Annotated in this window: 33 protein-coding genes and 1 pseudogene; 18 read left to right on the forward strand and 16 right to left on the reverse strand. The window is 72.0% G+C overall.

The features are described from left to right. The first annotated feature begins 33 nt into the window (after positions 1-33). The 3 genes from FHX52_RS19365 (at position 34) to FHX52_RS19375 (ending at position 2,864) form a co-directional block, all read left to right on the forward strand. Complete coding sequence (locus FHX52_RS19365; protein WP_141824015.1) at positions 34-1,143, forward strand: App1 family protein phosphatidate phosphatase; 1,110 nt, start codon at positions 34-36, stop codon at positions 1,141-1,143. Positions 1,144-1,168: 25 nt separating this feature from the next. Further along, positions 1,169-2,029 (forward strand): Fpg/Nei family DNA glycosylase, encoded by an 861-nt coding sequence (locus FHX52_RS19370; protein ID WP_141824016.1) that lies wholly within the window; start codon positions 1,169-1,171, stop codon positions 2,027-2,029. A 64-nt stretch (positions 2,030-2,093) separates the two neighbouring features. Further along, positions 2,094-2,864 carry a hypothetical protein gene (locus FHX52_RS19375; protein ID WP_141824017.1) on the forward strand — a complete coding sequence of 257 codons (771 nt, stop codon included), beginning with the start codon at positions 2,094-2,096 and terminating at the stop codon, positions 2,862-2,864. A 20-nt stretch (positions 2,865-2,884) separates the two neighbouring features. Here the strand turns inward: FHX52_RS19375 and FHX52_RS19380 are convergent, their stop codons facing one another. After that, complete coding sequence (locus tag FHX52_RS19380; RefSeq protein ID WP_141824018.1) at positions 2,885-3,400, reverse strand: CD225/dispanin family protein; 516 nt, start codon at positions 3,398-3,400, stop codon at positions 2,885-2,887. Between the two features lie 56 nt (positions 3,401-3,456). Further along, positions 3,457-3,780, reverse strand: coding sequence for a rhodanese-like domain-containing protein (locus tag FHX52_RS19385; RefSeq protein WP_141824019.1), 324 nt, complete (start codon positions 3,778-3,780; stop codon positions 3,457-3,459). Between the two features lie 58 nt (positions 3,781-3,838). Here FHX52_RS19385 and pdxY point away from each other — a divergent pair, with 58 nt between their 5' ends. Both pdxY and FHX52_RS19395 read left to right on the forward strand, forming a co-directional pair. Then, positions 3,839-4,687 (forward strand): pyridoxal kinase PdxY, encoded by an 849-nt coding sequence (pdxY, locus tag FHX52_RS19390; RefSeq protein WP_141824020.1) that lies wholly within the window; start codon positions 3,839-3,841, stop codon positions 4,685-4,687. Between the two features lie 268 nt (positions 4,688-4,955). Beyond that, complete coding sequence (locus tag FHX52_RS19395; RefSeq protein WP_141824021.1) at positions 4,956-6,230, forward strand: ATP-binding protein; 1,275 nt, start codon at positions 4,956-4,958, stop codon at positions 6,228-6,230. Between the two features lie 33 nt (positions 6,231-6,263). On the opposite strand, the gene FHX52_RS19400 is transcribed toward FHX52_RS19395, so the two are convergent. The 7 genes from FHX52_RS19400 to arr all read right to left on the reverse strand — a co-directional run bounded on the left by FHX52_RS19400 (position 6,264) and on the right by arr (position 11,502). Further along, positions 6,264-6,782 (reverse strand): NUDIX hydrolase, encoded by a 519-nt coding sequence (locus FHX52_RS19400; RefSeq protein ID WP_141824022.1) that lies wholly within the window; start codon positions 6,780-6,782, stop codon positions 6,264-6,266. After that, positions 6,779-7,393 carry a TetR/AcrR family transcriptional regulator gene (locus tag FHX52_RS19405; RefSeq protein ID WP_141824023.1) on the reverse strand — a complete coding sequence of 205 codons (615 nt, stop codon included), beginning with the start codon at positions 7,391-7,393 and terminating at the stop codon, positions 6,779-6,781. The genes FHX52_RS19400 and FHX52_RS19405 overlap by 4 nt, the downstream gene beginning before the upstream one ends. A 72-nt stretch (positions 7,394-7,465) precedes the next feature. Beyond that, the gene (locus FHX52_RS19410; protein WP_141824024.1) at positions 7,466-8,200 is read right to left on the reverse strand and encodes an SDR family oxidoreductase; all 735 of its coding nucleotides are present in this window, start codon (positions 8,198-8,200) and stop codon (positions 7,466-7,468) included. Positions 8,201-8,265: 65 nt separating this feature from the next. Further along, a complete protein-coding gene (locus tag FHX52_RS19415) occupies positions 8,266-9,099 on the reverse strand; it encodes an alpha/beta fold hydrolase (RefSeq protein WP_425460126.1) in 834 nt (277 codons plus the stop codon). Positions 9,100-9,184: 85 nt separating this feature from the next. Beyond that, the gene (locus FHX52_RS19420; protein ID WP_141824026.1) at positions 9,185-10,180 is read right to left on the reverse strand and encodes an NADP-dependent oxidoreductase; all 996 of its coding nucleotides are present in this window, start codon (positions 10,178-10,180) and stop codon (positions 9,185-9,187) included. Positions 10,181-10,288: 108 nt separating this feature from the next. Next, positions 10,289-10,519 carry a hypothetical protein gene (locus tag FHX52_RS19425; protein WP_141824027.1) on the reverse strand — a complete coding sequence of 77 codons (231 nt, stop codon included), beginning with the start codon at positions 10,517-10,519 and terminating at the stop codon, positions 10,289-10,291. Between the two features lie 29 nt (positions 10,520-10,548). Next, the gene (gene arr, locus FHX52_RS24695) at positions 10,549-11,502 is read right to left on the reverse strand and encodes an NAD(+)--rifampin ADP-ribosyltransferase (protein WP_141824028.1); all 954 of its coding nucleotides are present in this window, start codon (positions 11,500-11,502) and stop codon (positions 10,549-10,551) included. Between the two features lie 111 nt (positions 11,503-11,613). Here arr and FHX52_RS24700 point away from each other — a divergent pair, with 111 nt between their 5' ends. After that, positions 11,614-12,360: a mycothiol transferase gene (locus FHX52_RS24700; protein ID WP_342777993.1), complete on the forward strand. Its 747-nt coding sequence runs from the start codon at positions 11,614-11,616 to the stop codon at positions 12,358-12,360. On the opposite strand, the pseudogene FHX52_RS24455 reads toward FHX52_RS24700, so the two are convergent. The 4 genes and pseudogenes from FHX52_RS24455 to FHX52_RS19455 all read right to left on the reverse strand — a co-directional run. After that, a pseudogene (locus FHX52_RS24455) lies at positions 12,267-12,644 on the reverse strand (putative immunity protein); the annotation flags it as partial. The gene FHX52_RS24700 and the pseudogene FHX52_RS24455 overlap by 94 nt on opposite strands. Before the next feature lie 66 nt (positions 12,645-12,710). Next, positions 12,711-13,139, reverse strand: a complete 429-nt coding sequence (locus FHX52_RS19445) for a Crp/Fnr family transcriptional regulator (RefSeq protein ID WP_141824031.1) — start codon at positions 13,137-13,139, stop codon at positions 12,711-12,713. A 148-nt stretch (positions 13,140-13,287) separates the two neighbouring features. Then, positions 13,288-13,536, reverse strand: coding sequence for a hypothetical protein (locus FHX52_RS19450; RefSeq protein ID WP_141824032.1), 249 nt, complete (start codon positions 13,534-13,536; stop codon positions 13,288-13,290). A 140-nt stretch (positions 13,537-13,676) separates the two neighbouring features. Further along, positions 13,677-14,306, reverse strand: coding sequence for a hypothetical protein (locus FHX52_RS19455; protein WP_141824033.1), 630 nt, complete (start codon positions 14,304-14,306; stop codon positions 13,677-13,679). A gap of 306 nt (positions 14,307-14,612) precedes the next feature. Between FHX52_RS19455 and FHX52_RS19460 the strand changes: the two genes are divergently transcribed. After that, positions 14,613-15,248, forward strand: coding sequence for a LysE family translocator (locus tag FHX52_RS19460; protein ID WP_141824034.1), 636 nt, complete (start codon positions 14,613-14,615; stop codon positions 15,246-15,248). A 310-nt stretch (positions 15,249-15,558) separates the two neighbouring features. On the opposite strand, the gene FHX52_RS19465 is transcribed toward FHX52_RS19460, so the two are convergent. Beyond that, positions 15,559-16,569 carry a zinc metalloprotease HtpX gene (locus tag FHX52_RS19465; protein WP_141824035.1) on the reverse strand — a complete coding sequence of 337 codons (1,011 nt, stop codon included), beginning with the start codon at positions 16,567-16,569 and terminating at the stop codon, positions 15,559-15,561. A 119-nt stretch (positions 16,570-16,688) separates the two neighbouring features. Here FHX52_RS19465 and FHX52_RS19470 point away from each other — a divergent pair, with 119 nt between their 5' ends. Both FHX52_RS19470 and FHX52_RS19475 read left to right on the forward strand, forming a co-directional pair. Continuing rightward, positions 16,689-17,516 (forward strand): DUF427 domain-containing protein, encoded by an 828-nt coding sequence (locus FHX52_RS19470; RefSeq protein WP_141824036.1) that lies wholly within the window; start codon positions 16,689-16,691, stop codon positions 17,514-17,516. A gap of 10 nt (positions 17,517-17,526) precedes the next feature. Continuing rightward, positions 17,527-17,925, forward strand: coding sequence for a DUF2200 domain-containing protein (locus tag FHX52_RS19475; RefSeq protein WP_141824037.1), 399 nt, complete (start codon positions 17,527-17,529; stop codon positions 17,923-17,925). Positions 17,926-17,928: 3 nt separating this feature from the next. Here the strand turns inward: FHX52_RS19475 and FHX52_RS19480 are convergent, their stop codons facing one another. Beyond that, positions 17,929-18,945: a serine hydrolase domain-containing protein gene (locus FHX52_RS19480; RefSeq protein WP_141824038.1), complete on the reverse strand. Its 1,017-nt coding sequence runs from the start codon at positions 18,943-18,945 to the stop codon at positions 17,929-17,931. 20 nt (positions 18,946-18,965) lie between these two features. Further along, entirely contained in the window at positions 18,966-19,658 is a 693-nt protein-coding gene (locus FHX52_RS19485) for a GntR family transcriptional regulator (RefSeq protein WP_141824039.1), read from the reverse strand. A 97-nt stretch (positions 19,659-19,755) separates the two neighbouring features. Between FHX52_RS19485 and FHX52_RS19490 the strand changes: the two genes are divergently transcribed. From FHX52_RS19490 to FHX52_RS19530, 9 genes are all read left to right on the forward strand, one after another. After that, a complete protein-coding gene (locus FHX52_RS19490) occupies positions 19,756-20,523 on the forward strand; it encodes a LamB/YcsF family protein (protein ID WP_141824040.1) in 768 nt (255 codons plus the stop codon). A gap of 78 nt (positions 20,524-20,601) precedes the next feature. Further along, a complete protein-coding gene (gene pxpB, locus FHX52_RS19495) occupies positions 20,602-21,246 on the forward strand; it encodes a 5-oxoprolinase subunit PxpB (RefSeq protein ID WP_221630696.1) in 645 nt (214 codons plus the stop codon). Continuing rightward, positions 21,243-22,112, forward strand: coding sequence for a 5-oxoprolinase subunit C family protein (locus tag FHX52_RS19500; protein WP_141824042.1), 870 nt, complete (start codon positions 21,243-21,245; stop codon positions 22,110-22,112). The genes pxpB and FHX52_RS19500 overlap by 4 nt, the downstream gene beginning before the upstream one ends. Continuing rightward, positions 22,109-22,984, forward strand: a complete 876-nt coding sequence (locus tag FHX52_RS19505) for a putative hydro-lyase (protein WP_425460122.1) — start codon at positions 22,109-22,111, stop codon at positions 22,982-22,984. Before FHX52_RS19500 ends, FHX52_RS19505 begins: the two co-directional genes overlap by 4 nt. Before the next feature lie 166 nt (positions 22,985-23,150). Continuing rightward, the gene (gene crcB, locus FHX52_RS19510; protein ID WP_141824044.1) at positions 23,151-23,702 is read left to right on the forward strand and encodes a fluoride efflux transporter CrcB; all 552 of its coding nucleotides are present in this window, start codon (positions 23,151-23,153) and stop codon (positions 23,700-23,702) included. Beyond that, a complete protein-coding gene (crcB, locus tag FHX52_RS19515; RefSeq protein ID WP_141824045.1) occupies positions 23,699-24,070 on the forward strand; it encodes a fluoride efflux transporter CrcB in 372 nt (123 codons plus the stop codon). The genes crcB (FHX52_RS19510) and crcB (FHX52_RS19515) overlap by 4 nt, the downstream gene beginning before the upstream one ends. A gap of 177 nt (positions 24,071-24,247) precedes the next feature. Beyond that, on the forward strand, positions 24,248-25,270 hold the full coding sequence (locus tag FHX52_RS19520) for a YdcF family protein (RefSeq protein ID WP_141824046.1): 1,023 nt from the start codon (positions 24,248-24,250) through the stop codon (positions 25,268-25,270). Between the two features lie 83 nt (positions 25,271-25,353). Continuing rightward, positions 25,354-25,953, forward strand: coding sequence for a molybdopterin-dependent oxidoreductase (locus FHX52_RS19525; protein WP_141824047.1), 600 nt, complete (start codon positions 25,354-25,356; stop codon positions 25,951-25,953). Then, the gene (locus tag FHX52_RS19530; RefSeq protein ID WP_141824048.1) at positions 25,923-26,723 is read left to right on the forward strand and encodes a ferredoxin reductase; all 801 of its coding nucleotides are present in this window, start codon (positions 25,923-25,925) and stop codon (positions 26,721-26,723) included. Before FHX52_RS19525 ends, FHX52_RS19530 begins: the two co-directional genes overlap by 31 nt. Position 26,724: the final 1 nt, after the last annotated feature.

Raw genomic sequence — 26,724 nt, forward strand, 5'->3', positions numbered from 1 at the left:
ACGGCCGTCGCCCGCGGCAGGTAGGTTGAGCACATGTCACGACCGCACGCGGCCGCCATCGTCGAGGACACCGTCCACGAGCAGATCGAACGCGTGCTCCGAAGCCGCGGCTGGGGCAACCGCGTCATCACGCACGTGGGCTACGGCTCACCCTCCTTCGTCCGGGTCTTTGCCCGGATCCTCCTCGGGCGCAAGGGCCGTGAGAACACCGAAGGCCCCGAGAGCCGCCAGGACGCGACGGGCGCCCTGAGCCCCGCACACTACGACCGCGGCTGGCGCGCCTTCCTCACCTCGCCAGCGACCGGGGTGCCGGTCAAGGTCACCGCGGGCGACCGCGAGATCTACGGCCGCTCCGACCGCGGCGGACACGTCGACATCGTCGCCCGCGATCACGGTCTCGCGCCCGGCTGGCAGCAGGTCGTCGTCGAGGCCCAGGGCACGGCGCCTGTCGCGGCCGACGTCTTCATCGTCGCCGACGACGTGCGCTTCGGCCTCGTCAGCGACATCGACGACACCGTCATCACGACGATGCTCCCTCGCCCGATGATCGCCGCCTTCAACACCTTCGTGCGGCGCGGCAAGGCCCGTCACGCGGTGCCCGGCATGGCGCCGATGTATCGCCGCCTCCTCGCGGCCCACCCCGGTGCGCCGATCGTCTACGTCTCGACCGGCGCGTGGAACACCGCCGCGACGCTCAACCGCTTCCTCCTCGAGAACGGCTTCCCGCTCGGGCCGCTCATGCTGACCGACTGGGGCCCGACCAACACCGGGTGGTTCCGCAGCGGCCAGGACCACAAGCGCACCTGCCTCCACCGGCTGGCCCGCGACTTCCCCGACATCCGCTGGCTGCTCGTCGGCGACGACGGCCAGCACGACCCGCAGCTCTATGCCGAGTTCGCCGAGGCGCGCCCCGACCGCGTCGACGCCGTCTGCATCCGCCACCTCTCGCCGACCGAGCAGGTGCTGAGCAACCCGATGAAGATCGACGCACCGGCCCGCTCGATGGGGCCGCGCAGCGTCTCGACCTTCTCGGCGCCCGACGGCTACGCCCTCCTTCGCGCGCTGAACGAGCAGGGCCGCGTCGGCGACCCGGTGGCCGAGCACGAGCAGCCCTCACGCCCCCTGCGACAGCCCACCCGCTGACGCCCCCGGATGTCAGACTGAGCCCATGCCTGAGCTGCCCGAGGTGCAGGCGCTCGTCGACTTCCTCGCCGAGCGCACCGATGGTCTGGCCATCACCGCGGTCGAGCTCGCCTCGTTCAGTGTGCTGAAGACCTTCAACCCGCCGCCGCAGGCGCTCGAGGGCAGCCCGATCGACGGCGTGCACCGCCACGGCAAGTTCCTCGACATCGACGCCGACGGCATCCACCTCGTCTTCCACCTCGCGCGCGCCGGCTGGCTGCGCTGGTCCGACCAGCTGCCGACGACCGTCGTGCGCCCCGGCAAGTCTCCGATCGCCCTGCGGGTCAGGCTCTCCGACGGCTCGGGCTTCGACCTCACCGAGGCCGGCACGAAGAAGTCGCTCGCCGCCTACATCGTCAAGGACCCGGCCGAGGTGCCCGGCATCGCCCGCCTGGGCCCCGACCCGCTCGCCGACGACTTCACGCTCGAGCGCTTCCGTGAGCTGCTCGCCGGGCGCCGCACGCAGATCAAGGGGCTGCTGCGCGACCAGGAGTTCATCGCGGGCGTCGGCAACGCCTACTCCGACGAGATCCTCCACGTCGCCAGGATCAGCCCCTTCGCGCTCGCGGGCACGCTCCCTCCCGAGGTCGTCGATCGGCTGTATGCCGCCCTGCGCGACACGCTCAAGGGTGCCGTCGCGACGGCGTCGGGCAAGCCGGCCAAGGAGCTCAAGGACGCCAAGCGGGCCGGCATGCGGGTCCACGCCCGCACCGGCCAGCCGTGCCCGGTGTGCGGTGACACGGTGCGTGAGGTGTCCTTCGCCGACACGTCGCTGCAGTACTGCCCGACCTGCCAGACCGGCGGCAAGCCGCTCGCCGACCGCCGGATGAGCCGCCTGCTCAAGTGAGCCCGCCAAGGTGCGAAGCGTCCGAGATGCAACGTTTCGCCACACATGGTTGTCTCTCTGGGACATGAGGACCTCCACTCAATTCCGCCGCGCCCTGCCGCTCGTCGCCCTGCTCGCCGTCGTCGGCCCCACCGCCGCGTGCGGTCAGGCCGGCCCGTCGGGCAGCGCCACCCCCGCGGGCGGTGCCGCATCGACCAGCAGCCCGGCTGCCTCCACCGACCCGACCGACGGCGCGGCCTCGTCGGGAGCCGGAGCGTCGGCAAGCGGCCACGGGGTGCGGCTCGAGGCGACCTTCGCAATCGGCTTCCCCGAGCAGCCGGTCGACCCGGGCGTGCGCAGGAAGCCGGGCGTCGTCGTGACCTACACGCTGACCCGCGAGGGCGGCGGCGCCGGCGAGCTCGTGGCCTACGACGTCGTGCCCGACAGCCTCGGCTCGGCCGGACTGCCACCCGACGTCAACCCCGAGCACGCCTGGGTCTACGCCAGCGGCCCCGCGGTCCGGATCAGCAAGCAGGGCTTCGCCAGCGCCCCAGGCACGACCTTCGTCGCCGCCCCCACGACCGGCGCGCGCGTGATCCCGGCCGACAGCCCGCTCCAGGGCCGGGCGTATGCCGTGTCGCCCGCTGAGCTCGACGTGCCGGGTGCCGAGTTCGCGGCTCCGCGTGCCCCGCTCCCGTCGGGAAGCAGCGACTGGGAGTTCTGCGTGCAGGTCGGCGAGCGCCTGCCGGGGATGCGTCCCTCAACGGTCGGTCAGGGCGTGCTCGAGGCCCCGGTGCGGGCCCCCGAGGGTGACGAGCTGGTCTGCACACCCGCGGTGACGCTCACCGTGCCCTGACGAGGCAGACGCACGGATCGCTACGAGCCCATCACGAGGGAGAAACCGAGCGTCCACAGCACCCTGAGCACGAGGGCTGCGATGGCCCAGTTGCGCGCCAGGCGCGAGGTGCGCTCGGCGTCGGCGACCCGCCCGGCCCGCAGGAGCCTGCCCACCGAGAGGGAGAGGAAGATCGCGACGATGCCGAGCGGGGGGAACCCGAAGAAGGTCGCGAAGATCGCCAGCCCGAGGTAGCGCCGTGGGGTGAACGCCCACTGCTGGCCGACCGGAGACGGCGGCGGGGCCGAGCGGTAGGACTGCGAGGCACGCCGGGCGGGCGCTGGCGGCGGCGGCGGGCCCGAGCTCTGCGGCAGGACCGGCCCTGGAGTCTGCGGCACAACCGGCCCCGGAGCGTGCGGCAGCGGCGGGCCCTGCTGCGTCGGACCTGCAGCACCGGTGTGGTCGCTCGTCGGGTCGAGCGGTGGCAGCCAGGCCGACCAGCGGTCGGCATCCGGGTCCGGCTCTGTCGCGTCGTCGCGGTCTCGGTGATCGGTCATCTCGGGAAGGTCGTCATCTCGCGAAGGGGGCCGCACGGCATACGGCCCCGGGTGGGTCAGAGGATGCGGGGCTCTCCGGAGCCCGCGAGCTGCTTGCCGGCCGAGTGCCACGCGCGCATGCCGCCCTCGACGTTGGCGACGTCGAAGCCCTGCTGGGCGAGCCACGCCACGGCGCGGCCGGAGCGACCGCCGCTGCGGCAGACGATCGGGATGGTGTCGTCGGTGTCGGGCAGCTCGTCGAGGCGGGCCGGCAGGTCACTGAGCGGGATGTGGACGGCGTTGGGCGCGTGCCCGGCAGCCCACTCGTCGGCCTCTCGGACGTCGACGATGACGGCATCGTCGGGCAGCTCGGTCACGGTCGTCGTGGGGATCGTGCTCATGCTCCATCCTCGCACGGCCGACCGCGGCTCACGCGGGAGAGCACTAGCCTTGCGACTCGTGAAGATCATGTCGATCCAGTCCCACGTCGCCTACGGTCACGCCGGCAACTCGGCCGCCGTGTTCCCGCTCCAGCGACTCGGTCACGAGGTCTACCCCGTGCTCACGGTGACCTTCTCCAACCACACCGGCTACGGCGAGACGCGGGGGCCGCTCATCGCCCCGTCCGACGTGGCCGAGGTCATCAACGGCATCGAGGACCGTGGCGCGTTCCCGACGATCGACGCGGTGCTGTCGGGCTACCTCGGCGCCGAGGCGGTCGCCAACGTCGTGCTCGACGCGGTCGAGCGGGTCAAGGCGGCCAACCCGGCCGCGATCTACTGCTGTGACCCCGTCATGGGCGACGTCGGGCGCGGCTTCTTCGTGCGCCCCGGCATTCCGGAGTTCATGCGTGACCACGTCGTGCCCAAGGCCGACATCGTCACGCCCAACCAGTTCGAGCTCGAGCACCTCGTCGGTCGCTCGGTGACGACGCAGGAGAGCCTGCTCGAGGCGGCGCAGGAGCTGCGCTCGGTCGGCCCCGACGTCGTGCTCGTCACGAGCGCGCTCACCTCCGACACTCCCGAGGGGTCGATCCAGATGGCCTGCGTAACGGGCGAGGGCTCGTGGCTGGTGACGACGCCGATGCTGCCGATGACGGTGCGCGGTGGCGGCGACGTGACGGCCGCGGTCTTCCTCGCGCACCTGCTGACCGACGGCCCGCAGGTGGCGCTCGCCCGCACCGCCGCAACGATGTATGCCGTGCTGGAGCGCACTCACGCGGCCGGCTCCGACGAGATGCTGCTCGTGCAGGAGCAGGACTCCATCGCGGCGCCGGACGAGGTTTTTGAAATCTTCGCTACCAGTTGACCGATCGGGCTCTGAGCGCGTTATAGTCTCATCGCGCCGTTCCGCATGACCACCCCTGACCGTGCGGAACGGCGCTTTTTCACGCCCACATTCAGTGGAATCCGAATCAAATGATGCCGGGGCGACCGGAGACCGTGCGTCGGGGCAGGGGGGCTCCCAGGGGGTCGCAGGGAGCTCGTAGGGGGCTCGGAGGCTGCCGCGCGACGCGCCGATGCGTGTCTATCCGGATGTCTCAGGTTTTCGATAGAGATGCGTATACCCTCCGATCGTGGACCCGATCACGAACCCGTATGCGCCCGGCGCCGGTCAGCGCCCACCCGAGCTCGCCGGCCGCGACGAGCAGCTGCGCACCTTCGACGTCGTGCTCGAGCGGATCGCGCGCGGCCGTTCGGAGCGCTCGATCGTCCTGACGGGTCTGCGCGGGGTCGGCAAGACGGTCCTGCTCAATGCGCTGCGCAGCTCGGCGGTGCGCGCCAACTGGGGCACCGGCAAGTTCGAGGCGCGACCCGACCAGCGGCTGCGGCGTCCGATCGCGGCCGCCGCGCACCAGGCCGTGCGCGAGCTGGGGCACCCCCGCGGCTCCGAGGTCGACCAGGTGCTCGGCATCGTCAAGGCCTTCGCCCTGCGGGAGGCGCCCAGCGCCGCCAAGCTGCGCGACCGGTGGCAGCCGGGCATCGACGTGCCCGCGGTGACCGGGCGGGCCGACTCCGGAGACATCGAGATCGACCTCGTCGAGCTCTTCACCGACATCGGGGGCCTCGCCGCCGACGTGGGCAAGGGCGTCGCCATCTTCATCGACGAGATGCAGGACCTCGACCCCGAGGACGTCTCGGCGCTCTGCGCGGCCTGCCACGAGATCTCGCAGTCGGGGCTGCCCGTCATCGTCGTCGGCGCCGGGCTGCCCCACCTGCCGGCGGTGCTCTCGGCGTCGAAGTCCTACTCCGAGAGGCTCTTCCGCTACTCCCGTATCGACCGCCTCCCGCGAGAGGCTGCCGACCAGGCGCTGGTGGGGCCCGCCGCCGAGGAGCAGTGTGAGTTCACGCCCGAGGCCCTCGACGAGATGTATTCCATCACCGCGGGCTACCCCTACTTCATCCAGGCGTACGGCAAGGTCGTGTGGGACGTCGCGCCGACCTCACCGGTCACGGCCCAGGACATCCGCGTCGCGGCACCCGAGGCCGAGTCCGAGCTGGCGGTCGGCTTCTTCGGCTCACGCTACGAGCGGGCGACGCCTGCCGAGCGCGAGTACCTGCGCGCCATGGCCGATGCCGCCTTGTTGGGTTCGCCTGGTGCAGAGGCAGATTCGTCGGGGACTGAAGGCGGCGACGCGACTGGCGTGACGGCATACGCGATGGTGGGTGAGCGGGAGGCCGTGCCCACCTCGGCGGTGGCCGAGGTGCTGGGGCGCAAGCCGCAGTCGCTGTCGCCGGCGCGTGACGCCCTCATCAAGAAGGGGCTCATCTACTCCGGCGAGCGCGGGCTCATCGCCTTCACGGTGCCGCACTTCGGTCGCTACCTGCGCACGACGGCCCTCGCCGGCTGAGTCCTTCGCTGTGTGACCGGCTGCTCACGGGGCTCAGAGACCGAGTTCCACTGGCGCGCAGGGGACGTCACCGGCGACCAGTGCCGCGAGCGGGGTGGCGAGGTCGCGCGGTGAGAAGAGGTCGGGGCCGTCGTAGGCGGCGATGTCTGCGTGCTGCCACCACCGCATCGCGCTGATGTGCTCGGCGGCGAGCTCGGCATCGGACAGCGCGCCGCGAGGGTCGAAGGTTGGGGTGCGGACGAGGAAGTAGTCGTTGACCACCCCGTCGTAGCCGTCGGCGTGACCCGCCTCGACAACCTCCTGGTGCCAGACGTGAGGTGGGTCCGCGTCGATGACGAGCCCCGTCTCCTCGTGCAGCTCCCGGCGCAGGGCCTCGAGCGGCAGCTCACCGGGCTCGATGCCCCCGCCGGGGGCCGCCCACACGACGGTCGCGCCCGTCGGGACGGCCGGGTGCGGGAGGCTGAAGCGGCAGAGGAGGACGTGGTCGTCCTCAGCAAGGATGAGCGCGCGGGCGGCACGTCTCAGCCTCGGGGTGGCGGGCCCCCGGTTCACAGGAGCCCGGGGCCGGCCAGCAGGACGCGGACCTGGTCTCGGATCTCCTGCACGACCACATCGACCGGGTTGGCGATGTTGATGGTCGCCGCCATGCTGACGAACATGATCGCGGAGACGATGTGCGCGAGCGTTGCCGCGTCGTCGGGGTTGACGCGTCCGCCCCGCCCCAGGACGTCGGCGACGGCCTCCTCGGTCTGCACGGTCAGGGCGAGCGCTTCGCCGTGGTGCGGCTCCTGGGGGTCGCCGAAGACGATCTCGCGCAGGTAGGTGCGCCCGTTGTCGACCTGCTTGCGGTTGCACTCGACGACCGGGCGGATGATCGCCATCACGGCGTCGAGCAGGTCGGGGATGCCCTCGGCGGCGGAACGACCTCGGCTGAGCGCATCGGCGTAGGTGGCGTTCTGGACGAGCAGGAGCAGCTCGCCCTTGGACTTCACGTAGAGGAACAGCGTGCCTGCGCCGATGTCGGCCTTGTCGGCGATCTCCTGGGTGGTGACCTCGTCGACGCCGCGGGTGTCGAAGAGCTCTCGGGCGGCGGCGGTGATGCGGTCGAGCTTCTCCTGCTTGTTCCGTTCGCGCCGTCCGACGGGCTGGGAGGCGGGTGGCATGGTTGCCGTCCTTCTCTGCTGGGTGGGCACCTGCTGTGTGGCTCCTGCTGTGGGGCTCGAACGCGCCGGCGCTCATTCTTCCACGGAGGCGAGCGGGGCCCTCGTGGGGCGGACCTCGGGGTAGAGGGCCTCGACGGGGCTGCTGAGCGTGGCCCTGACGTGGGCGGACACCTCGTCGGCGACGACCTCGTACTCGTCGGCCTCGACGGCGTCGTAGACCATGGTCACGAGCGTGGCCGGCTGCAGCTTGGGGCCGTTCGCGTGCGCCGCCATGGCGGTGTCGACGTAGCCCATGTGCACACCGGTCACGTGCACGCCGCGGGGCGAGAGCTCCAGGCGCAGCGAGTTGGTGGCCGACCACAGCGCGGCCTTGGAGGCGCTGTAGGCCCCGCCGAACGCGTACCAGCTCGCGACCGAGTGCACGTCGACGAGGACGGCCTGCGGAGCGGCGGACAAGGTCGGCGCGAAGGCGCGGGCAAGGAGCACCGGTCCGAAGAAGTTGGTCTCCATGTTCGCCCGGAGGTCCGCCTCGGACGTCTCCAGCAGGCTGCCGCTCGGCGGGGTCGCGCCCGCGTTGTTGATGAGCGCCGTGACGTCTGGCGCGGCGGCCACGGCCGCGGAGATGGACGCGGGGTCGGTGACGTCGAGGGTGAGGGGGACGATGCGCTCGTCCTCCCACGGGCGAGGAGTGCGGGCGGTGGCGTAGACCTTCGCGGCGCCGCGCTCGAGCGCCTGGTGGACGAAGTGGGTCCCGATGCCGCCGTTCGCGCCGGTGACGAAGACTACTGCTCCATTGAGAGAAGGCATGTGGTGGTGTTCTTTCCGTGGGTGTGCGGTGGGGGCGAGCGCTGGCGGGCTCGGCGCGGTGGCGGTCAGGCCTTGAGGAAGTCGACGGCGACGCGGGAGAACGTGTCGTGGAACTGGAAGATGCCGCCGTGGCCGGAGTCGGGATAGATCACGAGCTCCGAGCCGTGGATGCGGCGGTGCAGGTCCTCGGAGAGCACGGAGGGCACCATGCGGTCGTTGTCGCCGTTGGCGACCAGGGTGGGCGCGGTGATCCTCGAGAGGTCGGCGGGTGTCGAGCGTCCCCACTTCTTGATCGCCTTGAGCTGCGTCTGGAACGCCTTCACCGAGACCGGCGCGTCGCGGTCGGCGGTGCGCTCCTTGAGCCGGCCGACGAACGCCTTGGCGGCCAGCTTGCCCGTGGTGTTGCGGTTGAAGAAGAGGAACTCCTTCGGGTCTGCCCTGGTCAGAGTGGCCCGGAGGATGTCGTAGTAGGTCGTGCGGGCCACCTTGTCCATGTCCTTCCCGCCGGCGGGGCCGGTGCCGGTGAGGACGAGCTTGCGGACGAGCCCGGGGTGCTTCACGACGAGGGCCTGGGCGACCATGCCGCCGAGGGAGAACGAGAAGATGTCGACCGTCTCGAAGCCGAGCGCGTCGATGAAGGTGGCAGCGTCGTCGGCCATCGCCTCGATGCTGTCGGGGACGGTGCCACTGGAGGCTCCGACGCCGCGGTTGTCGAAGGCGATGACGTGGTGCTCCGCGGCGACGGGGTCGATGATCCGCGGGTCCCAGTTGTCGAGGTTCGCGGCGAGGTGGACGAAGAAGACGACGGGGATCCCGCCCCGCGGCCCCAGCTCGCGGTAGGCGTAGGTGACGCCGCCGGCGTCGATGGTGCGGGTGGGGGCGTTCTTGTAGCTGGTGATGACGCCGTCCTGCGCGCCGTCGGTGTTGGTGCTCACGATGTTCTCCTGGTGCGTGGGTGCGTGGGTGCGTGGTTCGGACGAGCTGTCAGGCCATCGAGACGACGGCCTTGCCGCGGATGCCACCCTTGGCCAGCGACTCCACCGCCTCTGCGGTCTGGTCGAAGTCGAAGACCCGTCCGACGACGGGTCGTACGGCGCCGCTGTCGACCAGGTCGGTGATCTGGCGCAGCTGTTCACCGCTGGCGTGCATGAAGAGGAACTCGTACGTCACGCCGAGGCGGCGGGCCTGGCGGCGGATGCCGCTGCTGAGTGCGGCCATGACCAGCCGGAGCACCGGGTTCGCGCCGAGCTGCCGGGCGAACGCCGCGTCGGGCGGTCCGGCGATCCCGATCGCCGTGCCGCCGGGGCGCAGCACGCGCAGCGACTTCTCGAGGTTCGTGCCGCCCTGGCTGTCCAGCACGAGGTCGTATCCGTCGAGGAGCTGCTCGAAGTCCTGGCTGCGGTAGTCGACGGCGACATCTGCCCCGAGCTCGCGGACGAAGCCGAGGTTGCCGGCGCTGGCCGTGGTCGCGACCGTGGCGCCGAGGTGCTTGGCGAGCTGGATCGCGATCGTGCCGACTCCGCCGGCGCCACCGTGGATGAGCACGCGCTGCCCGGGCTGGACGTTGCCCCGTTCGACGAGTGCCTGCCATGCGGTCAGGGCCACGAGCGGCAGACCCGCCGCCTCGACGACGCTGACCGACGCGGGCTTGAGCGCCAGGTCGGCCTCGGCGACCGCGATGCGCTCCGCGAACGTTCCGATGCGGTCCTGGTCGGGCCGCGCATACACCTCGTCGCCGAGCGCGAAGCCCTGCACCTTGGTGCCGAGGCCGATGACGGTCCCGGCGACCTCGTTGCCGAGGATCTGCGGCAGCGTGTAGCGCAGGATCTGCTTGAACTCGCCCGTTCGGATCTTCTCGTCGAGCTGGTTGAGCCCGGCGGCCTCGACGCGCACGAGCACGTCACGGTCTCCGACCACGGGCTCGGGGACATCCGCCGGCTCCAACGGCCCCTTGTACTGCCTGACGACGAACGCTCGCATGACAACTGTCCTTGCATCTCGACGGTGGATGATCTGAGTTAACTCAATAATGAGTGCACTCAGTCATTCTGTCAAGGAGCGTCAGGGGAAGTGATGCGGCGCCCTGCCTCAGAGCAGGCCCTCGTCGTTGGCCACGGACTCGATCCAGTCGACGGCCTCGTCGGTGAGCTGGGTGCCGCCGTCCGTCGAGGTCCCTGCCCACCACTGCGGGCTGGTCTGGTTGCCGGTGACGCCGAGGATGTCGGCGACGATGTCGTCGGGCAGCGCCTCGCCGTTGTGGTCGACCAGCCACGAGCGGGTCGACGTGGGCAGGAGCGGCCAGAGCTGAGGAAGGTCCATGGCGCCATGCTCCTCCGTCCGGGACCCCGTCAGTCGTCCATCGCCTCGATCCCGAGCTCGGCCAGCTCGCCCGTGCGCTCGCGGATGTGGGCGACCAGCTCCGCCGGGGGTGGCTCCCAGCCGGTGATCTCCTCGACCACCCGCAGCGGCTCGGTCGTCCGGTAGGACCGGGTCGGGTTGCCGGGGAAGCGCTTGTCGGTGACGTTCGGGTCGTCCTCGATGGTGCCGAGCGGCTCGACCCGATAGACCCGCGCGGGCCCGTCGCCGCGAGCGAGCTCGGCCGCCAGGGGCGCGCCCCCGACCGAGGCCGTCAGGTAGATGTGGTTGGCCCGTCGGCCGGATCCGTAGTTCGAGCGCCAACCCGGCGTCAGCAGCTCGCCCGGGCGCACGTCAGCCCTCGTGCCGTGGAAGAACGGCCCGGGGTCGTCGACGACGCGCGGTGGTGGCGGTGGATCGCGCAGGAGGCTGTCGAGCCGGGTCATGAGCACCGCAACCCGGGCGCGTCCCTTCGGCGCCCGCGGGTAGCGGTTCAGCACGTCGAGGACGAGCGGGGTGGCTCGCTTCGCCGCAGCTGTGACGACGTACTCCGCGACCACAGGGTCGTCGCCTCGCGCGAGCTCGGCCGCCCGCGCCGCGTGGGCGGCGGCGCCCAGGATGTGGCGCACCTGCGTCGCCTTCGCCAACGGATGGAGGTATGCCGCCGCGGCCGCATCCCCTGCAGCGCTCGCCGCGTGCCGGGCTGCCTCCGTGTCGGCATCGCGCGCGGCTCGGTGGGCGTCGGTGGCGGCGGTGCGCTGGAGGCGCGAACGGGGCGCTCCTTCGGCGAACACTCGTGCGGCCTCCAGTGCGGCGGCCGGGCGCTGGTCGTCGGGGTGGGCCTTCTGGAAGATCACGAGGGCGGGCTCTGCGCACGAGACGGCATACGCCGCAATAGCGCGCAGCTCCTCGGTCGTCAGCGCGAAGTCACCCGAGCGTGTCTGCATCTTCTGGAGTTTCGCACAGGTCGCCCGGACGGCGAGGTGCGAGATCCCGCTGCACTCGGGGCTGGCTCGGCACCTCTCTGCCCCTAGAGTCGGCGGGTGACTGACTCACCGGTGAGCGAGCGCGATCGACTGAAGTACTTCCTCGACGAGCAGCGCTCCGCGGTGCTGGCGATCATCGAGGGCCTTGAGGAGGTGCAGCTGCACTCGCCGGTCTTCCCGTCCGGGTGGACCCCGATCGGGCTGATCCTGCACCTCACCGGCGCCGAGGCCATGTGGTTCGAGGGAGTCGTCATGGGGAGGCAGCCGCAGCTGAGCTGGGACGACGGGATCGACGACCCGCCCTACGACCCCGAGGCGCCGTTCACCACGAGCCATGCCAGCGGCGCGGTCATCGAGCAGTACCGCCGTCAGTGCGCCGTCTCGAACGAGATCCTCGGGTCGCGCGACCTGCACGCGCCCCTGCTGGGCACGGTCGGCTTCGACTGGCCCGGCGAGCCGATCACCGATCTGCGCTGGGTGGCCCTGCACCTCATCGAGGAGACCGACGCCACGCCGGCCACCTCGACGTGGCGCGTGAGCTCCTCGACGGGGTGTCGGGACGGGGTCCGCGCTAGCGGCTGCCGGCCTCGTCGTCAGTCCTCGAAGACGGACCAGCAGATGGCGTTGCGGCGCGCCTGGTCCTCGAGGACGAGCGCGCGGACCCGCTCGGGGAGCTGGTCGCGCTGCCAGTCGCGCTCGCGCCGTCCGGCACTGCCGTCGTTCGGGTCCGCTGCCCGAGCGGCCTTGATGGCGTATGCCGCAGCGCCGAGATCGTGCTCGGGCACGTGCCCCACGCAGGCGGCCTGGCCCGCGGCGTAGGCGGCGAACCGTGCCGCTCCTCGCAGCGGTCGCGCGGCCGCCATGGCATGCCCCCCGGTCGCCCGGGCCACCATCATCGCCATCTCGCCCCGGGCCCACGCGCGCGCCGCGGCGATCGCGTCGCGAGGTCGGGCGTCCGAGTGCGCCTCGGTCTCGAAGAGAGGCAACACGTGCTCCGCGCACTCGGCAGCCCACAGCGCGAGCAGCCGGTGGTCCTCATCGCTGAGCAGGCCGCCGCGGCGGATCGTGACCAGGCGTGGGTCGCGGACCTCCGGCAGGATCATCGAGCCAGCCTGCCACCCTCGGCCGGGCCACCGAGCTCCCGGCGCGGCGGCATACGGGGAAGCCTGTCAGCCGCCGGCGGGGCCGGTGTCCTGCGCCTCGAGCCTGCGCACCCGCGCGACAAGGCCCTTGAGGAGCAGCATGGCGACGTGCGGGTGTTGGTCGATGAGGCTGGTGAACGCGGTCGGTGACAGGCGGAATGCTCGCAGGCCGTCAGGTCCGCTCATGACGGTGGCCGTGCGCCCGGAGCCGTCGATGAGCGACATCTCGCCGAAGTAGTCACCCGTCGACAGCGAACCCACGACACGACCGTCGACGACGACGTCGGCAGTGCCCTCGATCAGCATCACCATGCCTGCGCCGCGATCGCCCTGGTTGACGACCGGGACGCCCGGGGCGACCGAGACCGTCGAGCCGCGGGCGATCACCTCTTCGGCCAGGTCGTCGGGCAGCTCGCAGAAGAGTTCGACGGCGCACAGAGAGTCCTTCAGGGTCATGCTCGCCTCCCACACCAGGGCCCGCGACGGGGCCTGCCTTTCGACGGTAGTCCTGCTGAGAGCGCGCCGGGCCGTAATCTGACGAATCCCGATGCGCCCCAGCGCCTCTCGGCGCCAGTGCCGCTGCCCCTGCCTGCGACAGCCGCTGTCAGATCGCCGACCACGGCGCGTTCAGCTCGAGCAGCATGTCGTTGTGGAGGCGCCGCCGCTGGGTGAGCGGCGCGTTCGGGAAGTTCTCGGTCAGCGTCGTGACGACTCTGCTGACGTCGGTCAGTGGCCAGGACCACGGGGCCGGCGGATCGGGCAGACGAACCATCGCTGCGGCGCAGCTGGGCGCCGTGAGGGCCCCCAGGGCGATGGCGGCGACGAGGGCGGCTCCTGCTCGCGTGGTGTGCATTCGAACTCACCTCCGGGGTGTCGCGACAACGTGCGATTCCCTCAACGGTGGGCCGAACGGCGCTCACAGTCTGTGCCCGCGGTGACACAACGAATGTCTTTTGCCTGCAAGGAATTTCCTAGGGCTCCTGGGCCGGATCCTCAGCCGGCGCGGAGGTGGGACGCGATCGCCTTCAGGGCACGCTCACGCTCAGGATCCGTCCACGCCCGCCCGTCGAGGACGACCCACGCGACACGCTGCGGTGTCAGCAACGCCACCGCGGGGGCCTCGCCGCTGGGGTTCGCGGTCGGGTTGGAGGGGACGCTGCCGACCACGGCTGGCACGCCGTGCACGGTCGCGGGCACGGCGTCGGCGCAGCTGACGAACGCGGCCTGGAGGTAGCGCGCGGCCCTCTTGGGGTCTCCCGCCGCGAGCTCGATCTCGACGTAGGTCGCCGAACGCTCGGCCGAGGGGTCGGTGGCCGCGCCACTCTCGTTGGTGCTGAGACTGATTCGACGTATGCGTTCGGCGCCGAAGGCGTTGACCATGTCCTTCCAGTCCAGCGAGACCCAGGGCGGCGGTTGGGCGCACCAGGCGTCAGCGCCGTCGCCGAGGGCCTGGCCGCACTTGGCGTCATCGGCAGCGTCCGGCCCGGGCACGAACTCGTCGTTGGCGTCGATGCCGGGCGCGACACCGTCACTGAAGAGGTCGGTGAGCGGCAGCTCCGCGTCCCCGCCCCGACCGAGTTCCCGGTGCTCCGAGCAGCGCGCCGCCTCCGTGACCCCGGTCATGGTCACACCGGGTGTGCCGGAGTCCGCGACCGGTGACGGCTGCGGCGGCGTCGAGCCGCCACTCTCGCAACCGGCCACGGCCAGGAGCGCCAGCGCGACGGCCGGCCCCAGCGCGAGACGACCTGTGCGTGACGACGCCCGATCCGAGCTTCCCCTGTTCATTCCCGGAGTCTTCCAGTGGCGCAGCACCCCCGTCATCTGGTTGCGGCGCACGATGCCCGATGCCACCGCCACCAGACCGCACCCAAGCGTCCGAGCACTGGACGGATCCTCGACGGCTGTCAGGAGTCATAGCACGTTTTGGTCATGACATGGCACGCCTTCTCCTCGTTCGTCGTCTTCGCCGCCGTCGTGAGCGTGATCCCCGGCCCGGACTTCGTGGTCGTGCTGCGCAGTGCCGTGGTGGGCGGGCGGCCTCGGGGGCTGTGGGCGGCCGCCGGGGTGACGACCTCCAACGCGGTGCAGGGGCTGGCGGTCGCCGTCGGCCTCGGCGCGTTCATCGTGGCGAGCCAGCCACTCTTCACGGCGATCAAGTGGGCCGGCGTCGGCTACCTCCTGTTCCTCGCCGCCCGGACGCTGCGCTCTGCCTTCCGCGGTGACTACGAGCTCGACCTCGGCGATGCCCCGGAGCGGCGGGATCGCAGCCGGGCCTGGCTGGGCTGGCGGGCGGGCTTCACCTCCAACATCACCAACCCGAAGGTGCTGGCGTTCTACCTCGCCGTCCTTCCCCAGTTCCTGCCCGACGGCGTCGCCCCCGTCGAGGTGGTGGGGCTCGCGCTCACCCACGCTGTCATCTCGGCCGTTTTCCTCGTGCTGGTCACGCTGAGCGCGCATGCCGCCCGACGCGTCCTCACCCGCCGGCGCGTGCGCCGCGGCGTCGACGTCGTCACCGGGACGGCCATGCTTGGTTTCGGAGCGCGGTGGGCGTTCGAGAGCGCCTGACGGCGACCGACTCCTTCTGCACGGGTCAGTAGGCCATGACCGCCCAGACCGTCTCCCGCTCGCCGGGGCTCTCGCTGGTGGTGCGGGGTCGGTTGAGCCGGCCCAGCCGGGACGCGGTGCCGGGCCTGGCGCCGTGGGTGGAGTCTTGTCTGCGCTGCCTCTGTATTGAGTCACCACGTGACTCAGTCCAGTCCAGTCGCGCCTGGGCGCCCCGGTGGCGTTGCTCTGAGGGAGTCTGAGCCACTGGATGACTCAACGCAGAGGAGGCCCGGGTCACCTCACGAGCTCCTCGCCCGCGACCGCCGCGCCCTCACCACCAGATGCCGGTGCGTCGCAGCCGCGGGCTGTCGGTTGCCGGAGGGTAGATGACGATCACCCGGTAGGGCGTCGTCGGCAGTGGCTGGGCCGTCACGTCGGTCTCGAGCGCGATGAGCCGGCGGACCCGCTCGTCGGTCGGCGGGTGGGTGCGCAGCAGCAGCGGGTCGGGCCCGGCCGAGCGACCGACGAGGATCCGCTCCCAGATGCGCCCGTCGGCGTGCTCGAGGACGACGAGCGCCCGCGCGAGCCCCTCCGGGTCGCCCGTCAGCGAGGCGGCATCGAGGTCGGCGTCGTACTCCCGCGACCGCGACACGGCGAGCTGCATCAGCGTCACGACCATGGGCACTGCGACGAGCACGAGCGACACGAGCAGGGGCACGAGGCTGTTTCGGCTGACGGCGAGCGGCAGGGTGACCAGCCCCGACCACAGCCCGACCCACGACATCCACTGGGCGAGCCGCCCCACGAGGTCGGACAGGCTCATGACCGCCGTGTCGCCGTGGCGCAGGTGGCTCACCTCGTGCGCGACGACGGCCGCGAGCTCGCGGCCGTCGAGCAGGCGCAGCAGCCCGTCGGTGACGGCGAGCGCCGACTCGTCACCGCGGCCGACGACGAAGGCGTTGACCTGGGGGCTCGCGACGTAGAACACCGTCGGCCGCCGGTCGAGCTGCGCCCGCTCGGAGAGCACGTCGACGAGCTCGTGCAGACGAGGTGCGGCTGCGCGCGGGACGGGCTGGGCGGCATACAGGGAGAGGACCCAGGCCGTCGGCACGCGCGGGCGCAGCGTCGCGAGGACCACCACGACGAACACGGCCCAGACGAGCCCAGCGGTGCCCGCGAGCAGCCATGCGGCAGCTCCGAGCACGCCGGCCAGGCCGACGAAGAGGAGCAGCTCCTGGGCGAGGTTGCGCACCCGATGCCGTCGACCCGGGGCGTATGCCGCCGCGACGCGCCGCCCGTCGGGGCGAGGTCGCGCAGCCGGGTGGGTGCCGGTCGGCCTCATGACTCCAGACTCGTGCGTCGGGCCCAGCCGCCCCAGTGCCGAACGTCCTGCCGAACGTCCTGCCGAAACGCTGTCGCCCGGGCCGTTGTGGAGGTGCGGGTCGGAGCCCACACTGAGACATGGCCGTCGACCTCGAGCAGGACTGGTTCCGCGGGCTCCGCGAGCTGCGCATCGCCCGCACCCCCAAGCGAATTCGCGCACTGCTGGACGGCCAGACCGTCCTCGACACCCGTGACGCGCTGCTCGTCTACGAGCCGCGCCGCGTCGTGCCCTGGTATGCCGTCCCGCCGGGTGACCTGGACCTGCAGCTCAGTGAGCACGACCCTTCGCCCGTGCCCGAGCTGCGCGCACCCGTGCTGCCGCCTCACCACAACGACTGGCACACCGTGCCGGGGCACTCGCTCCACCTCGAGGGCCACGGTGAGGTGGCCTTCCGCCCGGACGATCCCGATCTCGGCGGTCGCCTTGTCCTGCACTGGGATCCGTTCGAGTGGCTCGAGGAGGACGAGCCCGTCATGGGCCACCCGCACGACCCGTTCAAGCGCATCGACGTGCTGCGCAGCAGCCGGCACGTCCGTGTCGAGGTGGGCGGCACGACCGTCGCCGAGTCGTCCCGGCCGACGATGCTCATCGAGACGGGGCTGCCGGTGCGGTGGTACCTCCCGCAGGAGGACGTCCGGATCGACCTGCTCACCCCCTCCGAGACGCACACCGTCTGTGCGTACAAGGGGGTCGCGTCCTACCTCAGCGCACCGGGGGCTCCGGACGTCGCGTGGTTCTATCCCGACCCCCTGCACGACGCGCTCCAGGTCAAGGACCTCGTCAGCTTCTGGCGGGCGGCCACGGTCGAGGTCGACGGGGTGGCGGTCAGCACCTCGATGCCCGGCGAGCCGGGCGACGGGGCCGACCGTGCCGGCGGGGCCGACGGGCGCCCCGGCGCGATCTAGGCTGGACGGCATGCCACGCCCCGACGTGCCGCCGCAGGACGGCCCCCCACGTCACCGGATCTTCGGTGCGAGCTTCGCCAGCATCTATCCGCACTACGTCGCCAAGGCGGAGCGCAAGGGCCACACCAAGGCCGAGGTCGACGAGGTCATCGCGTGGCTGACGGGCTACGACGCCGCAGGCCTCGACCGTGTCCTCGGGTCCGAGGTCGACCTCGAGACCTTCTTCGCCGAGGCTCCGGCGATGAACGCCAACGCCTCGCTCATCACCGGCGTCATCTGCGGCTACCGCGTCGAGGAGATCGAGGACCCGCTCATGCAGAAGATCCGCTACCTCGACAAGCTCGTCGACGAGGTCGCCAAGGGCAAGAAGATGTCGTCGATCCTGAGGGGGTCCCCGGCCGCCGGCTGAGGGTCAGCCCGCCCCGAGCGCTGCGTCGATGGCCTCGTTGACCGCCGAGACCACGGGCCAGGCGCCTGCCGTGCTGTTGCCGATGACGCTCACCGTCGTCCGGCTCTCGACGAGGTGCGTCGAGCGGAAGGACGCGCCAGCGTCGTAGCCCTCGAGGATGAGGGCCGGATGTGTCCGGTGGAGCCAGAAGCCCATGCCGTAGCGCCGCCGCTCCTGCGGCACGTCGTGCCGCGGCCGGGTCATCTCCTCCACGGTCGCCGGCGTGACGATCCGACCGTCGAGCAGCGCGAGCCAGAAGCCGTGCAGGTCGCCGGCGGTCGTGAACACCCCGCCGTCACCGTTGCCGAGCAGTGGCAGGTGGAGCGTGTTGACGAGGTTCCCGTCGGTGTGGAGGTAGCCGAGGGCGGCCTCGGCCGGCAGGTCGTTGAGGGGGAGGAAGTCGGTGCGCTCGAGGCCCGCGGGCTCGATGACGAGCCGCCGCACGACGTCGTGGAAGGAGCTGCCCGTCACCCGCTCGAGCACGACCGCCAGCACGACGTAGCCGCCGTTGCAGTAGGAGAACCGCTCGCCCGGCACGAAGGACTGGGGGTGCCCGTCGAGCAGGGGCAGGAACGCCTCGGCCGTGGTGAGGGTGTGCACGGGAACGGTGAGGACGTAGTCGTCCGGCTCCCAGTCGCCCTCGTCGAGGTAGTCACCGATTCCGGAGGTGTGGGTGAGCAGGTGCTCGGGGGTGACCCGGCTGTCGATGAGGGGGAGGTCGTCGCCGAGCAGCTCGCGCACGGGTTGGTCGAGCCGCAGCTCGCCGTCCTCCACGAGCCGCATGACCGAGAGCGCGGTGAACGCCTTGGACCCGCTGGCCACGGCGATCCGCGTGTCGGCGGTCATCGGCACGCGCAGGGCGCGGTGGGCGAAGCCCTCGCACCTCTCGAAGGTGCGCTCACCCCCGACGTCGACCGTGACGACACCGGTGAAGGACTCGGCGGCCATCGCGGTGTCGAGCGTGGCGGTGTCGAGCTCCATGTCAGGCCTCCGGTGTCGGGTCACGGGTGGTGGAGCGCGCGGAGGAGGTGCTCCTCCGCGTCGGCGAGGTAAGCGCGCAGCGCCGCAGTGGCACCGGCGCGGTCGCCGGCCTCGAGGTCACGGATGATGACCTCGTTGCGGTCGAGGTAGGGCTCGTGGAAGCCGGGGTCATCGCCCATCAGGTGGAACACGAGTCTCATCTCCGCGAGCACGCCCTCCATGAGGTGGTCGACCCGGCGGCTCCCTGCGAGCCGGACGACGCTGCGGTGGAACTCCTGGTTGCCCTGGGCCACGCCGGCGACGTCACCCCGCTCACGGCATACGCGTGCGGCCTCGACGACCTCACGCAACCTGGCGACGGCCTCGTCGGAGAAGCCCGGACCGCGCTCGAGGGCCGCCGGCTCGATGAGCTGGCGCGTGGCATACAGGTCACGGATGTCGCCGGCGGTGGGGGTGGCGACGAACACGCCGCGGTTGGGCTCGCGGGCGGCGAGCCGCTCGGCGATGAGCAGGGCGAACGCCTCGCGGATCGTGTTGCGCGAGAAGCCGAGGGCGGCGCCGATCGTCTCCTCCGTGAGGCGCGTGCCGGAGCGCAGGGCGCCGTTGACGATCTGCTCGCGGAGCGCGTCCGCGACCCGCTCCGCAGCCGAGGGCTGGGCAGACACGCGGGTCGGGATCTGGCGCAGGGCCTCGGACAGGTCGCGGTTGGCCACAACGGCACTCTAGGCCGCCGGCGGGAGCCGTCGTAGGATCGCGGTATCGCAGGATTGTTGAACAATATGGCGTGCAGCAGCCAGGAGGAGGAGGCGAATGACCGTCCAGCGGATCGACCTCAACTCCGACCTCGGCGAGAGCCTCGGCGCGTGGGAGCTGGGCAACGACGACGCGATGCTCGACATCGTCACGAGCGCCAACGTGGCCTGCGGCTTCCACGCGGGCGACAGCCTGACGCTGATGCGCACCTGCGCGCAGGCGGCAGAGCGTGGGGTCGTCGTCGGGGCGCAGGTCGGCTACCGCGACCTCGCCGGCTTCGGCCGCCGGTTCATCGACATGGCGCCCGACGAGCTGACGGCCGACGTGATCTACCAGATCGGCGCGCTCGAGGCGATGTGCCGGGTCGCGGGGGTGCGGGTGGAGTACGTCAAGCCCCACGGCGCCCTCTACAACGCGATCGTGCAGCACGAGGAGCAAGCCGCCGCCGTCGTCGCGGCCGTCGTCGCCATCGACCCCAGCCTGCACGTCATGGGCCTGCCCGGGTCCGCCTTCCTCCGGCTCGCCGGGGAGGCCGGGCTCAGCACCGTCTCCGAGGCCTTCGCCGACCGTGCCTACACCCCCGAAGGTCACCTCGTGTCGCGGCGCGAGCCCGGCGCCGTCCTCCACGACCCCGAGAGCGTCGCCGCCCGCATGGTGCGGCTCGCCACCGAGGGCCGCATCACGGCGATCGACGGCACCGAGATCGAGGTGCGGGCCGACTCGATCTGCACCCACGGCGACTCGCCCGGGGCCGTCGAGATGGCTCGGGCGCTGCGCACCGCCCTGACCGGCGCGGGCATCGAGATCGCCCCCTTCACGAGGTAGGTCGCGATGTCCCACCCGAGCGACTCGCCCGTGACAGCGCCCACGCCAGCGCGCACGACACCCTCGTCGGCACCGCCGCTGCGCCTCCGCCTGCTGCCGATGGGCGACGCGGCACTGCTCGTCGAGACCGACGGCATCGACTCCGTGCTCGCGCTCGCGGCGGTGCTCGCGCCGCTCGCCCACACCGGCGAGGGCATCTGGGCCGAGGTCGACGACCTCGTGCCGGCAGCCCGCACGCTCCTCGTCGTCGCGCGCCCGACGACGGACCTCGACGAGCTCGCCCGCGTGCTCCTCCGCGCTGCACGTGGTGCGAGCGTCGGGGCCGGCACGTCCGAGCAGCGCGTCGTCGAGATCCCCGTCGTCTACGGCGGCCCCGACCTCGCCGAGGTGGCCGCCCTCACGGGCCTGGCCCCCGACGAGGTCGTCGTCGCGCACACGGGCACGGAGTGGCGGGTGGGCTTCGGCGGCTTCGCGCCCGGCTTCGCCTACCTCGTCGGCGGCGACCCACGCCTCACGGTGGCTCGCCGCGCAGAGCCGCGCACGCGGGTGCCGGCCGGATCCGTCGGCCTCGCAGGCGAGTTCAGCGGCATCTACCCACGCGAGTCGCCGGGCGGATGGCAGCTCATCGGCACGACCGACGTCGTCCTGTGGGACACCGACCGGCAGCCGCCCGCGCTCCTCTCACCCGGCACCACCGTGCGTTTCGTGGAGGCCGGGCGATGACCCGCAGCGTCGAGATCATCGAGCCCGGTCCGCTGACCCTCGTGCAGGACCTCGGGCGGGTCGGGCACCTCGCCGTCGGCGTCGGTCGCTCCGGCGCTGCCGATGTCGGCGCCTACCTCCTCGGCGGACGTCTCCTCGGCAACGTCCGTGGGGTCGCAGCGCTCGAGGTGACCCTCGGCGGGCTGTGCCTCCGGGCATGCGGCGACGTGCTCGTCTGCCTCACCGGCGCCCACGCTCCGGGGCACGTCGGCGGCCGACCGGTCCCGCACGCCGCACCCTTCACGATCCGTGACGGCCAGGAGCTCGCCCTCGGTATGCCGTCCAGCGGACTGCGCACCTACGTGTCCTTCCGTGGTGGGCTGGCCATGCCGGAGGTGCTCGGGTCGCTGGCATCGGACACGATGTCGGGACTCGGGCCGGAGCCGGTGCGGGCGGGTCAGGTGCTCGAGATCGGCCGTCGCACAGAGGGATTCCCGCACGTCGACGTCGCCGCGGTGCCGCCACCGACCGGCGGCCCGGTGGAGCTCGCCGTCCTGCCGGGTCCGCGCATCGACTGGTTCGCCAGGCCGCAGGCTCTCGCCGAGACGCCGTGGTGCGTCTCGGGACGCAGCGACCGCAAAGGGATTCGCCTCGAAGGCGACCCGATCGGACGGCATACGCGCTGGCGTGACGCGGAGCTGCCGAGCGAGGGCATGGTGCGCGGCGCGATCCAGGTGCCGCCCAACGGCCAGCCGGTCCTCTTCCTCAACGACCACCCCGTCACGGGTGGCTACCCGGTGATCGGCGTCGTGCGGACGGCCGACGTCGACCGCGCAGCCCAGCTGCAGCCGGGTCAACAGGTACGGCTCCGATGGGAGCAGAAGTGACGAGCTCGACTGATGCGCAGCGAGATCCGACTGCGGTGCCGGCGACGACACCGACGATCCCACTCCTGCCGGACGACCCCGCGGCGCTGTCACCGAGCGAGGCGAGGTCGCTCTTCGCTGCCGGTCTGCGGGTGCCGACGCCCGGCTGGTGCACCGGCTTCGCCCAGGCCAACATCGTCGCCGTGCCCCAGGCCCTCGCCTTCGACATGATGCTCTTCGCCCAGCGCAACCCCAAGCCGTGCCCGGTCCTCGACGTCCTCGACGCGGGCGAGGTGCGCGGCGGGGTGCTGGGCGGCACCGACCTCGCGTCGCACGCGGACATCCGCACCGACCTCCCGCTCTACCGCGTCTACAAGCATGGCGAGCTCGTCGCGGAGGTGTCCGACGCACGTGAGCACTGGCTCGACGACCTCGTCACCTTCATCGTCGGCTGCTCGTTGACGTTCGATCACCCGCTGCTCGAGGCCGGGGTTCCGGTGCGTCACCTGACGGCCGGGCGCACCGCGCCGATGTATGTGACGACGACCCGCTGCTGGGCCGCAGGCCGGCTCTCGGGGCCGCTCGTCGTCTCGATGCGTGCGATCCCTTCGGCGCTCGTCGCCGATGCGGTGCGCGTGACGTCGCGCTACCCGTCGGTGCACGGCGTGCCATGCCACATCGGCGACCCCTCGGCCCTCGGCATCGCCGACCTCGCGGCGCCGGACTTCGGTGACCCACCGGTCATCGAGGAGGGCGACGTGCCCGTCTTCTGGGCGTCCGGCGTCACCGCGCAGGCGCTGGTCATGGAGTCGCGCCCGGCGCTCGCCATCACGAACGCTCCGGGGCACCTGCTGGTGACCGACGCCCGCGACTGCGCGTATGCCGTCCCCTGAGGGGGCCATCAACGCGCGCCTCCGAGCCCGGCCGGCGCAGCCGTCTGGCGGTGGTGAGGTTGTCGACGCTCGGGGCGTCGCTACCCTAGGTCGTGATGGCGGTGGGGCTCGCCGACAACCGCGACGAGGGTCGCCAACAGTCCCTACCCGAGCGGTAGGAGCACGCATGCCAACAGATCCTGCGCCCATGGGCGCCGGCGCCGGTCCGGCCGGTGCCTCGATGCCCGTCGACCCCGACGCGCCCAGCCGGGTGCCGCTGGGCCGCCACGTGTCGAGCATCGTGCGCGAGCGCTGGGACATCCTCGCCGTCATCGCGGCCGGGGGCGCTCTCGGGAGCGCCGCGCGCTACGGCGCCGGTGTGCTCTGGCCGCACGACCCGTCCGAGATCGCGTGGTCGACCCTGGTCGTCAACGTCGTGGGCGGCTTCCTCCTCGGCCTGCTCATGGTCTTCGTCAACGACGTCTGGCCGCCGCACCGCTACGTCCGCCCCTTCCTCGGGGTCGGCGTCCTCGGCGGGTTCACGACCTTCTCGACCTACATGCTCGACACCCACGCGCTCCTCGCCGCGGGCCGCCCACCCGTCGCGCTGCTCTATCTCCTCGGCACCTTGGTCGTCGGGCTGGTGGCGGTGTGGCTCGGCATCCTCGTTGGGCGTGGTGCGGCGGCGGTCTCACGCACCCGCCGCGCTCGCCGCGACCACCGCGAGGGGGCCTCGTGACGCTGCTGCTTGTGCTCGCAGGTGGTGTCATCGGCGCCCCGCTGCGCTACCTCACCGACCTGCTCGTCCAGTCCCGCCACGACAGCCTCTTCCCGTGGGGCACCTTCATCGTCAACGTCGCCGGCTCGCTCGTGCTCGGCTCGGTGCTCGGCGCCGCCTCGACCGGAGCGCTGCCCCCGGCGGCGGTGACCTTCGTCGGCACGGGCATCTGCGGCGCGCTCACGACGTTCTCGACGTTCGGCTTCGAGACCGTGCGCCTCATCGAGGAGGGGTCGATCTCCACCGCCACCGCCAACGCCGTGGGAAGCCTCGCGGCGGGTCTTGCCGCCGGCAGCCTGGGCTGGTTCCTCGTCACCGCGCTCGCCTGAGCCGGCGACCCGGCCGGCCGTCCGCGTCACCGGCGACCGCGGCTCATCACGAACCGCGACCCGACGCCCGCTCGGCCCCGGTCGTCGGGCCTGCGCCCGAAACGGGCATAGTGGGGGCGAGCTCGCGCACCCGCGCGGCACGACGGCGGGGGTGTACGGGATGGCGGCGGCCGAGGCATGAGACTGCTCGTCCACTCCCTGGTCATCGTTCTCGGCCTGGTCCTCTACGTCGTGTCGACGCGCACCGAGCCCCGGCGGTGGCGCAACGGCGTCTTCCTCCTCGCCGCCGTCTGGTCGGCGGTCGACCTCCTCGCGGGTGAGATCGTGGGCCGGCTCGGGGTGGAGCGGCACGAGGACGCCGTCGTCCTGCTCGCCCTGCCCTGGCTGGGCGCCGTGGTGCTCGGCCTGCTCCTGCTGCTCAACGGGCTGCGCATGGTTCGCCGCGGTGGACGCAGCCTCAGCAACCTCCTCTCGCTGCTGCTCGGCCTCGCCATGATCGTCGCGACCGTCATCGGCGTCACGCTCTTCCTCTCCGGCACGACGACGACGGTCGCCGTCGCGGGCATCGTCATCCTCCTGCTCCCGGGCTACCCGGCCCTGTCGCTCGTGAGCTACGTCCTCTACTGCCTCGACTACCTGAGGCGCCGCAAGCGCCCGACGCCCGCGGCGATCGTCGTGCTCGGGTCCGGCCTCGTCCACGGCCGCATCCCGCGCCTGCTCGCCCGGCGCCTCGACGCCGCGATCGCGCTGCGCCGCACCGAGGAGCTCCACGGGGGACGACCCCCGCTCGTGCCGAGCGGCGGCCAGGGCGACGACGAGCCGACGTCCGAGGGTGCGGCCATGACGGCATACCTGCTGGAGCGGGGGCTCGACGAGAACGAGGTCGTCACTGAGGACCGAGCGACCTCGACGGAGGAGAACCTCCTGCTCTCGCGGGCGCTCCTCGAGGAGCACGGCGTCACGGGGCACCTGCGGGTCGTCACGAGCGGCTACCACGTCGGCCGCGCCGCGCTCATCTGCCGGCGTCTCGGGCTCGACGCCGACGTCAGCGGCGCGCGCACCGCGTGGTACTTCGTGCCGAGCGCCTTCCTGCGCGAGTTCGTCGCCGTCCTCACCTACCACCCGTGGGTCAACGCGATCGGGCTCACCGTGTGGGCTGCGCTGAGCGCCGTCCTCACGTATGCCGTGATCGCCGGCTGAGGGTCGCGTGACCTCGCCACGACGGCTCCCGACCTGAATACTGGTCACTGAGTCCGCTCCGGCACCGGCACCCAGGAGAGCGCATGAGTTTCGTGACGAGAGGCTTCCACGGTCGGCGCCGTGACGACGACGGCCGGCTGCCTCCGGGGCAGCACCTGACCGGCGACTTCCCGGTGCTGTCAGCGGGGCCCACCCCACGCATACCGCTGGACGAGTGGGAGCTGTGGGTCGCCACGGAGGACGGCACCCGGCACACGTGGTCGTGGACCGAGCTCATGGCGCTCGCCGCCGACGAGCCGACCGTCGACATCCACTGCGTGACGAGCTGGTCGAAGCTCGACACGACGTGGCGGGGGGTCTCGCTGGACACGATCCTCGCCGACGTCGAGACGGCCGCCGACTACGCGCTCGTGCACAGCTACGGCGGCTACACGACGAACCTCCCGCTCGAGGACCTGCTCGACGGAAAGGCTTGGGTCGCCTACGAGTTCGAGGGCGACGACCTCCACCCCGAGCACGGCAGGCCCGCCCGGCTGCTCGTGCCGCACCTCTACTTCTGGAAGTCGGCCAAGTGGGTGCGCGGCATCGAGCTCATGCTCGAGGACAGCCCGGGCTTCTGGGAGCAGCTCGGCTACCACGACTACGGAGACCCATGGCGCGAGCAGCGATACCAGGGGGACTGAGCGCCCGGCGCGCCTGGCGGCCGGCGCGACTGCTCGAGCGTCGGGTCGAGAGCGCCAGCGCGACGACGCTCGTCCTCGACGTGACGGACTGGCCGGGCCACCTGCCGGGGCAGCACGTCGACGTGCGCCTCACCGCCGACGACGGCTACACCGCCACGCGCAGCTACTCGCTCGCGGCGCCGGCCGAGGGCGACCGGGTGGAGGTCACCGTCCAACGCGTGCCCGACGGTGAGGTCTCGCCCTTCCTCTGCGATGTCTTCCAGGTGGGTGACGCCGTCGAGCTGCGGGGACCGGTCGGGGGCTGGTTCGTCTGGCGCCCGGACCAGCCGGGGCCGGTCCTGCTCGTCGCCGGCGGGTCGGGGGTCGTGCCCCTCATGGCGATGCTGCGGGCCCGCCCTGCCGTCGGGCCACCCTTCCGCCTCGTCTACTCCGCCCGCCAGCCCGACGACGTCATCTACCGTGAGGAGCTCGCTGCCCTTGCGGGGACCGACGGCGTCGACGTGCGCCACGTCTTCACGCGCCGTGGGGCGCCGGTCGGTGCAGACGGTGCAGACGGTGCCGATGGCGCGGACGGTGCGGGCCATGTGCGGCCGCCGGGGCGGCTGCGGTCCGCCGACCTGGAGGGCGCGGGCTGGGGGCCGGCCGACGCGCCCACCTGCTACGTCTGCGGGCCGACCGGCTTCGTCGAAGCCGCGGCAACCATCCTTGCGTCGGCCGGCCACGACGCGGCGCGCATCCGGACCGAGCGCTTCGGGCCGACCGGCTCGTGAA

The sequence above is a fragment of the Humibacillus xanthopallidus genome (assembly GCF_006717145.1).
Taxonomy (GTDB): domain Bacteria; phylum Actinomycetota; class Actinomycetes; order Actinomycetales; family Dermatophilaceae; genus Humibacillus; species Humibacillus xanthopallidus.